The sequence below is a fragment of the Streptomyces sp. NPDC055078 genome (assembly GCF_053607985.1).
On record NZ_JBSGUP010000034.1, the window covers coordinates 20,359 to 28,131 of the forward strand.

The window sequence follows — 7,773 nt, forward strand, 5'->3', positions numbered from 1 at the left end:
AGCCGTGAAGGAGTCTGACCCATGGGTGTCCATGTAGGGCTGTACGACGACCACAACGCGGGCTTCGCGGCGGTGGACGAGAGCGGGGTGATCGGCTACACCGAGTTCGAGCGCATCACCCGGGTGAAGAACCAGGAGGGCTGGCTCCCCTCCCTCGTCGGCACCTGCTTCGACCGGCTGCCGCTCGACCGGCTGGAATCGGTCACCGCGCCCCGCCCCGAACTGGTGAAGGACCTGCTGCGGGAGCGGTACGGCGCGGTGGCGAAGGGGCCGGCCACGGTCGATCTTGAAGGCCGCCCCGTACGGGTGCTGCCCCAGCCGGACCTGCACGGTTACTTCCACGTCCTGGCGGCGACCACCCTGCCGCTGGCGGGCCCCGGCGTGTATCTGACCATCGTCTTCGACGCCGAGCAGCCCCGGTTCGGCTGGCTCGATCTGCGCACTCCGCTGGAGAGCCCGGCCCCGGCGCCGCTGACCCCGGTGTCGGCCGAGCGCTGGTTCAACGGAGCGGTCTTCGGCGACCTGTTCGGCCGGATCTTCTACGGCAACGGCGATCTCAGCAACTGCGGCAAGCTGATGGGCCTGTCCGCGTGGGGTTCGGCCAGACTCCGCCATGTCGAGCAGCTGGAGCGGCTGGCGCGGGACAGCTTCGACCCGGACGTGGAGACCTGGAACGGCTACTGCCTCGGCTCCGCCGACAACGCCTCCGCCGAGGCCGAACGGCTCACCGGGGCCAACCCCCGTAACCATGAACTGTCCACGACACTCGACCTCGCCGCCTCCGCGCAGGAGCTGTTCACCCACCGCTTCCGCGAGCAGGTGGCCGAAGGCTGCGCGCGGACCCTTAAGGACATCAGGAACGCCGGGATCACCGACGAGCCGATCGGGATTCTCTACGGCGGCGGCTGCGCCCTGTCCGTGGTGTCCAACCGGGAGATACGCGAGATCAGCGGGCTCCCGGTGTTCATCCCGCCGTTCGCGCACGACGCGTCCCAGTTCGTCGGCGGCGCGGTGTGGGCCGGGCTCAAGTCGGGGCTGCGCTGGCCCGGCGGCATCGGCTGGCCGGGCGTGCCCGAACACACCGAGGACCATGTCACCGTCGCGGGCGCCACCGCCGCCGGGCATACGGCGCGGCCCGCGTCCCCCGCGGCGGTCGCCGAGATCATCGCGTCGGGCGGGCTCCTCGCCCTGGCCCGGGGCGGCGCCGAGGCCGGGCCGCGCGCCCTCGGGCACCGCTCGCTGCTGGCGCGGGCCAATGACCCCAGGGTCCGCCACCGGCTCAACGACGAGGTGAAGAAGCGGGAGTGGTACCGCCCCTTCGCGCCGATGCTGCCGCGCGAGGAGTTCGTCCGCTACTTCGGCGACGGGGCGTCCCCGGCGTCCCACTACATGCTGGACTCGTATCGCGTACGGCCCGAGGCCCGCGACCGGCTCAGCTCGGTCACCGGCCCGGACGGGGTGTCCCGGCCGCAGGCGATCGACGCATCGGCCGATCCCTTCCTCCATGAGGTCTGCCGGGAGATGGGCAGACTGACCGGCGACCCGGTGCTGCTCAACACCAGTCTCAACGCGCCGGGCCGCACGATCGCCCACGATCTGACGCAGGTCGTGGCCGATGTGGGCGAACTGGGACTCGACGCGCTCGTCGTCGACGGACACTTTCTCGGCACCGGAGGAAACGCTTGATGAGTGTGAACGACGCGGCTCCGATGGCTTCCGGCGACGCCCCCCCGATGGATGTGGTCCTGGCCGTCTGCCGGGACGAGGAGGACGCCATCGAGGCGTTCGTACGCTTCCATCTGGCGATGGGCTTCGACGCCGTCCGGGTGGTGGACAACGGCAGCACCGACCGGACGGTGGACATCCTCCAGTCGCTGGTGGACGAGGGGCTGCCGGTCCGCTACCGGTTCGACCACCGTGTCGGCTACGACCGCCATCTCACCGACCACTACCAATGGGCCGGACAGACACCCGGTGTCCGCTGGGTGTTCTTCCTTGACTGCGACGAGTACGTGTACTTCCCCGAGGGCGCGAAACGGTATCTCGCCCGGCTGCCCCCCGAGTTCAATCTGCTGCGGCTGCCGCAGCGGCAGATGTTCCAGGACACCCTCGACGGGGGCGGCCCCGGCCCGTACGCCTTCCTGCGCACCACCACCGCGTCGGTCGGCTTCGACGACGAGCCGAGCAAGGTGGTGAGCCGCTACGACCCATCGGCCAAGGTGTACGGCGGAAAGCACCGCATCGACCGGGCGGACGCGTGCGAGAGAGCGCCGGAGGATCTGTTCATCCGGCACTACAAGTACCGCAGCGAACGGCAGGCCCTGCGCAAGGAGGAGAACCGCGTCAGCAGCGAGCGGGTGTTCACCGACGACGATCTGCGCGAGCTGTCCGCCTTCGGCACCGCCGAGACGAAGGACTGGATCGAGGAGAGCCGCCGTCTCGCCGAGGCCGAGCACTGGCGCACCTGGTTCGCCCCCCGCTGGCCCACCACATCGGACGACGTCCTGGCGCGCTGGGCCGGGGGCCCGGCCGCCGCCGTACCCGCCCTCGCCGCCGGCCACCCGGAACCGGCGGAGTCACTCCTCCTGGAGGAGACCCTGCGCCGCGCGGCGGGCGCCGACGGAGAGCTGCGGCTCCACCTGCGCGGCGGCTCCCGGCAGTTGCGCGAGCGGCTGGCCGCCGAACCCGCGATCACCCTGTGCGAGGAGCCGAAGGCCGAGGGCGTACTGCTCGCATCGGCGGCCGGACTGAGCGCCGGGGAGATCATCGCGACGGCGGTACGGGGCGTCGGCGAGCGCCGCTGGCTGCTGCTCCCGGCACCCCACCCGGACCAGGCGGCCATCGTCTCCGAGGTCCGCCGCCACGCGATGCACGCCGTGGTCTTCGGCCCGCGCCACTACGGCGGCGGGCCGTCGCTCTCCACCGCGGTGCTCGGTATCGCCCCGCACGGCCGGCTGGAGAACGGCGTACTCACCGCCACCGCCCTGCACGAGGACACCGACCTGCACCATGACACCGACCTGCACCATGCCACCGCCGTGCACCACGACACCGCCCTGCACCACACCAATCGAGAAGGGGAGCTGTGATGGCGTCCATCAATCTGACGACCTTTGCGGCGGGGACACGGAAGCTCACCGCGCGCACGGGCTATCCCGCGACCAAGGAAGGGGTGTACGTCTTCCCCAGCGAGGGCGAGTACCCCGTCTACAGCGACGACACCTATGACGTGATGAACGACGACGTGCTCTGCGAAGCCGTGTACGTCGAGGCCATCAAGAAGCTCGTCCCCGACCGTACCGTCCTCGATATCGGTACCGGCCGGGACGCCAACTGGGCGGTCGAGGCCGCCAAGGCCGGTGCCCGGAAGGTGTACGCGGTCGAGGTGATCCCGGAGTGGGCCGAGGCGGCCCGCAAGGCCGTCGACGAGGCCGGGTTCAGCGATACGATCACCGTGATCGAGGGCGTATCGACCGGTGTCTCACTGCCCGAGCCGATCGATGTCTGTGTCTCCGAGATCATCGGCTCGATCGGCGGCTCCGAGGGCGCCGCCGCCGCGATCCTGGACGCTCGCGAGCGCTTCATGGGCGGGTCCGGCCTCTCCATCCCGCACCGCTGCGTCACTGCCGTCGCGGGCGCGTCCCTCGCCTCCCACTTCCCGGACGGCCTCGTCCTCGCCCCTGAGGGCATCGAGACCGTACAGAACATCTTCGAGGCCGTCGGGCACCCCTTCGACGTCCGGCTCTGCCTGGACGGCGAGGTCGGCGAGACCCTCCTGACCGAGACCGCCGAGACCGAGGAACTGCTCTTCAACGGCGATCTGCGCACATCCGGCGAGGACCGGTTCACCCTCACCGTCAACCGTGACGATGTGCTGACCGGCCTGGTCCTGCGGCCCATCCTCCAGGCAGGCTCCGAGTCGGGCATCTTCCTCGACCCCATCCGCCAGCCCTCAAGCTGGCTTCCGGTCTACCTCCCCCTCCTCCTCACCGGCATCCCCGTGCGCGCGGGCGACACCATCGACACCACCTTCGCCTGGCGGCTCAGCGACGACGGCCGCCACCCCGACTACGACATCACCGGCACCATCCGTCGCCAGGGCGCCCCCGACGTCCCCTTCGCCCGCCACTCGCCGCACCACGCGGCCACGTTCCGCGACGACGACATCTACCGGTGGCTGTTCCCCTCCTGACTACGGCACCCACCGCCCGCCGGGGTTGGGGCCGCGCCCCTGTCCGTGTTCACGGTCACCGCGCATCCTCGAACCGTTCCTGACACCCCGCACCGAGGGTGGAACCGTGACGGTCGCCGCCCCCCGGCCGGCCGTCACACCCCTCGGCCACGGCCGCGGACCCGGTGGGAGCGCCCGCCTCGTCGGCGCGGGCTCGTCCGTCGGCGCGGGCTCGTCCGTCAGCACGGAGTCGTCCGTCAGGACGGGATCGTCCGTCAGCGCGGGATCGTCCAGTGCGCAGGCACCGGGTCCGCGTCCCGCGCCGCGTGGATGCTGTTCCGCAGTCGCCGCAGCGGCGGCGCCGGGTCCGCCCCCAACTCGCCCCGGAGGGTTTGCTGATAGCCCCGGTAGGCGGTGAGGGCTTCCCCGCGCCGCCCGCAGCGGTGCAGCGCGATCATCAGCTGGGCCAGAAACCGTTCGTCCAGGGGGTATTCGCTCACCAGGGTCTTCAGCTCCCCGATGAGGTCGCGGTGCCGCCCGAGCAGCAGATCCGTATGGATGCGCAGGTGCGCGGCGCGCAGCCAGGCCGCCTCCAGCGCGGCGAGATGCAGTTCGAGCCGGGGCCCGGTCGGCAGCCCGGCGAAGGGGCGGCCCCGCCACAGGGCGAGTGCCTCGCCCAGCAGGTCGGCGGCGTGTCCGACCTGGTACGGAGTCGGCGCGTGGGGCGGAGTCGGCGCATGCTGTGGGGCCGGTCGGCCGCGCAACAGCGCACGGGCGCTCTCCGCGAGCCGCTCGAAGACGAAGGCGTCCACATCGTCCAGGCCCACGGTCAGCCGGTAGCCGGTGGGGTCGGTGGTCAGCGAGCGGCCGGTGTCCCCCGGGAGCAGCTTGCGCAGCTCGTGCACATAGGTACGGATCGTCGTCCCGGCGGTGGGCGGCGGCCCGGTGGGCCACAGCTCGGCGCGGATCGCGGTCAGGGGCAGCGTTCGGGATCTGGCCATCACCAGCAGGGCGGTGAGCTGTTGCAGCCGGGGCGCGGAGATGGTGGTGGGCCCGTTCCCGCCCGCGAGCTGGAGCGGGCCGAGGACCATGAACTGCACGGAGACCTCCCTCGGAGCGGTACGGGGACGTACCCGCCCGTGAACGCCATCGGCGGACGGCGCTGCCGAGAGCGCGGTGCGCAGAGCATGCCAGTTCCGCCGGGTGGTACGGCCGGTGGGCGAACGCCCCGCCGCCGGGGCACGGTCCCTCGCCCGGGACCATCCCCGGAGGCATCACCCGATCGAGGTACCACCCGGAGCACGGCTACGCGCCGGGGCGCTCGCGCGACGCCACGACCGACCCCGGAAGGGCGTATCCCGGCCGAAAGGGGCCCGCGCGGGAAATGCGGACCAGCGCCCGGCAGGGGAAGTGGGGGCGCCCATTGTATTACCTTTCGGGGTGGGATCTGAGATCTTTTCAGGACGTTCATCGCAGGTGGCAGGGCTGTTGAAGGGGGATGACGGATTACCTGGAATTCCTTGATCGCCCTTGGCCGGTATGCCTGTGCGGATTTCTGTTCGGGTTCCTCGGGGTGTGTGGACATGCTACGTTGAGGAGCCAAATAGTGGTGCGGACAGGCTTTCTGAGAGTTCTTCGGTTTTCTGTCGGTGGGGCGGGTCGATAAGGGGATTCTCTTATCGGGGCGGCGTTCCACAGTGCCTCGACAGACGGTTTTCCGTGCCAGTGTGTGCTGTCTCCTCGGACTGGAGTTGTCACTCCCGGAGGGAAGCTCATGGAGTTTCGTCTGCTCGGGCCGATGTCGGTCGTGGGCCCCGGTCTCGTCACCCCCACGGCCCCCAAGCCGCGCAAGGTCCTGGCCCTGCTGCTCCTCAACGCCAACCGGCCGGTCCCGACCCCGCTGCTCATCGAGGAGCTGTGGGGCGACCGGCCGCCGCCCAGCGCGGTGCGGACCCTTCAGACGTATGTCTTCCAGCTCAGACGCCGGTTCCTGGTCCTCGACGAGGCCCCGGGCCCGGGGAGTGGCCGCCCGGTGGGCGGCGGGGAGGGGCCCGGCTCCACCGGGGCGACCGGGCCGACGCGTCGCTTCATCGTCACCGGGGCCTCCAGCTACCTCCTGCACATCGATGAGGGCTCCCTCGATGTGCAGGAGTTCCAGCGGCTCTCCCGGGCCGGGCGCGCTGCCCTCGCCGACGGCCGCCCCGACCGGGCCGCCGCCCTCCTCGGCCAGGCGCTGAGCCTGTGGCGGGGGCCCGCGCTCGCCGATCTCAGCGCCGGCCGGCCGCTCAGAATGCACGCGGTCCGGCTGGAGGAGGACCGGCTCGCGGTGCTGGAGCGGCGGATCGAGGCCGATCTGCTCACCGGCCGCTCCTACCAGGAGCTGATCGGCGAACTCAGCTCCCACCTGGTCGAGGACCCCCTCAACGAAGGCGTCTGCCATCGGCTGATGACCGTGCTGTGCCTCGCCGGGCGCCGCAGCGACGCCATCACCGCCTACCACCGGCTGCGGTCCCAGTTGGTGGAGGAGTTCGGGATGGAGCCCTGCGGGGAGCTGCGCGATCTGTACGAACGGGTTCTCCACGACGACCTCGCCACACCCCGCCGCCCTGAGCCGCCCGGCCTCCGGCGCGACCCGGCGCCCCTGCCCTGACCGCCCGCCCCTCCACTGGGCTTGAACGAATGTTCTGAATGAGCGTTCTGAACGGACGTTCAAGTCTGTTGTAAGGTGTCGGCCATGGGACATCGTGAACAGCTCATGGTCGGCGCCAAGCGCTGTCTGCAGGAGCGGGGTTACGCCCGCACCACCTCGCGCGACATCGCGGCGGCGGCCGACAACGCACCCGTCGGGACGATCAACTACCACTACGGCTCCAAGGACGCCCTCCTCAACGCCGCCCTCCTTGAGGTGCTGCACGAGTGGGGCGAGAAGGCGATGCGCCCCGAGCCGGATGTGTCCGCCGGAGCCACCACGCCCGGCGGGGTCCGGGAGCGGCTCGAAGGCATGTGGGCGCGAGCCGTCGACGCGGGCGTCACTCACCGGCCGATGCTCGTGGCCGCGACGGAAGCCTTCACCGAGGCCGAGCGCTCCCCCGAGATCCGCCGGCAGATCGCCGACGCCTACGAGAACTCCCGTCCCCGGCTCGCCGCCGAACTCCACGGCATCACCGCCGAGGACGACGCGGAGACCGCCCGCGCCGTCGGATCCGTGCATATGGCGCTGTTCGCCGGACTGACCCAGCAGTGGCTGATCGACCCCGAACGGGCTCCCTCGGCCCGTGACATGGTCATCGGTCTGCGCGCCATCGCCGACAGCCTGGAGAACGACGGTCAAGGGAACGACGGTCAAGGGAACGACGGTCAAGGGAACAACGGTCAAGGGAACAACGGCCAGGAGAGCGACGGCGCTTGAGATGGCGGCGTACGACCCCTTCACGCATCTGCATGTGCACACTCAGTATTCGCTGCTGGATGGTGCGGCGCGGTTGAAGGACATGTTCGCCGCGTGCGATGAGATGGGTATGTCGCATATCGCGATGACGGATCACGGGAATCTGCATGGCGCGTACGACTTCTTTCATTCGGCGGTGAAGGCGGGGGTGACG

7 protein-coding genes are annotated in these 7,773 nt (G+C 70.6%); 6 read left to right on the plus strand and 1 reads right to left on the minus strand.

Going from position 1 to position 7,773, the window contains the following annotated elements; translation table 11 throughout:
* Positions 1-21 precede the first annotated feature (21 nt).
* From ACWF94_RS05380 to ACWF94_RS05390, 3 genes are read left to right on the plus strand one after another with little or no spacing between them, the layout of a single operon-like run.
* Complete coding sequence (locus ACWF94_RS05380) at positions 22-1,686, plus strand: carbamoyltransferase C-terminal domain-containing protein (protein ID WP_453484899.1); 1,665 nt, start codon at positions 22-24, stop codon at positions 1,684-1,686.
* A complete protein-coding gene (locus ACWF94_RS05385; protein WP_453484901.1) occupies positions 1,686-3,089 on the plus strand; it encodes a glycosyltransferase family 2 protein in 1,404 nt (467 codons plus the stop codon). Before ACWF94_RS05380 ends, ACWF94_RS05385 begins: the two co-directional genes overlap by 1 nt.
* Positions 3,089-4,192: a 50S ribosomal protein L11 methyltransferase gene (locus ACWF94_RS05390; RefSeq protein WP_453484903.1), complete on the plus strand. Its 1,104-nt coding sequence runs from the start codon at positions 3,089-3,091 to the stop codon at positions 4,190-4,192. Before ACWF94_RS05385 ends, ACWF94_RS05390 begins: the two co-directional genes overlap by 1 nt.
* A gap of 254 nt (positions 4,193-4,446) precedes the next feature.
* Here ACWF94_RS05390 and ACWF94_RS05395 read toward each other — a convergent pair whose 3' ends face one another.
* A complete protein-coding gene (locus tag ACWF94_RS05395) occupies positions 4,447-5,262 on the minus strand; it encodes an AfsR/SARP family transcriptional regulator (RefSeq protein WP_453484912.1) in 816 nt (271 codons plus the stop codon).
* A gap of 683 nt (positions 5,263-5,945) precedes the next feature.
* Between ACWF94_RS05395 and ACWF94_RS05400 the strand changes: the two genes are divergently transcribed.
* The 3 genes from ACWF94_RS05400 to ACWF94_RS05410 all read left to right on the plus strand — a co-directional run.
* Entirely contained in the window at positions 5,946-6,821 is an 876-nt protein-coding gene (locus tag ACWF94_RS05400; protein ID WP_453484905.1) for an AfsR/SARP family transcriptional regulator, read from the plus strand.
* Between the two features lie 84 nt (positions 6,822-6,905).
* Entirely contained in the window at positions 6,906-7,580 is a 675-nt protein-coding gene (locus ACWF94_RS05405) for a TetR/AcrR family transcriptional regulator (protein WP_453484907.1), read from the plus strand.
* Position 7,581: 1 nt separating this feature from the next.
* The coding region (locus ACWF94_RS05410; protein WP_453484909.1) for a PHP domain-containing protein at positions 7,582-7,773 on the plus strand (192 nt) is incomplete at its 3' end.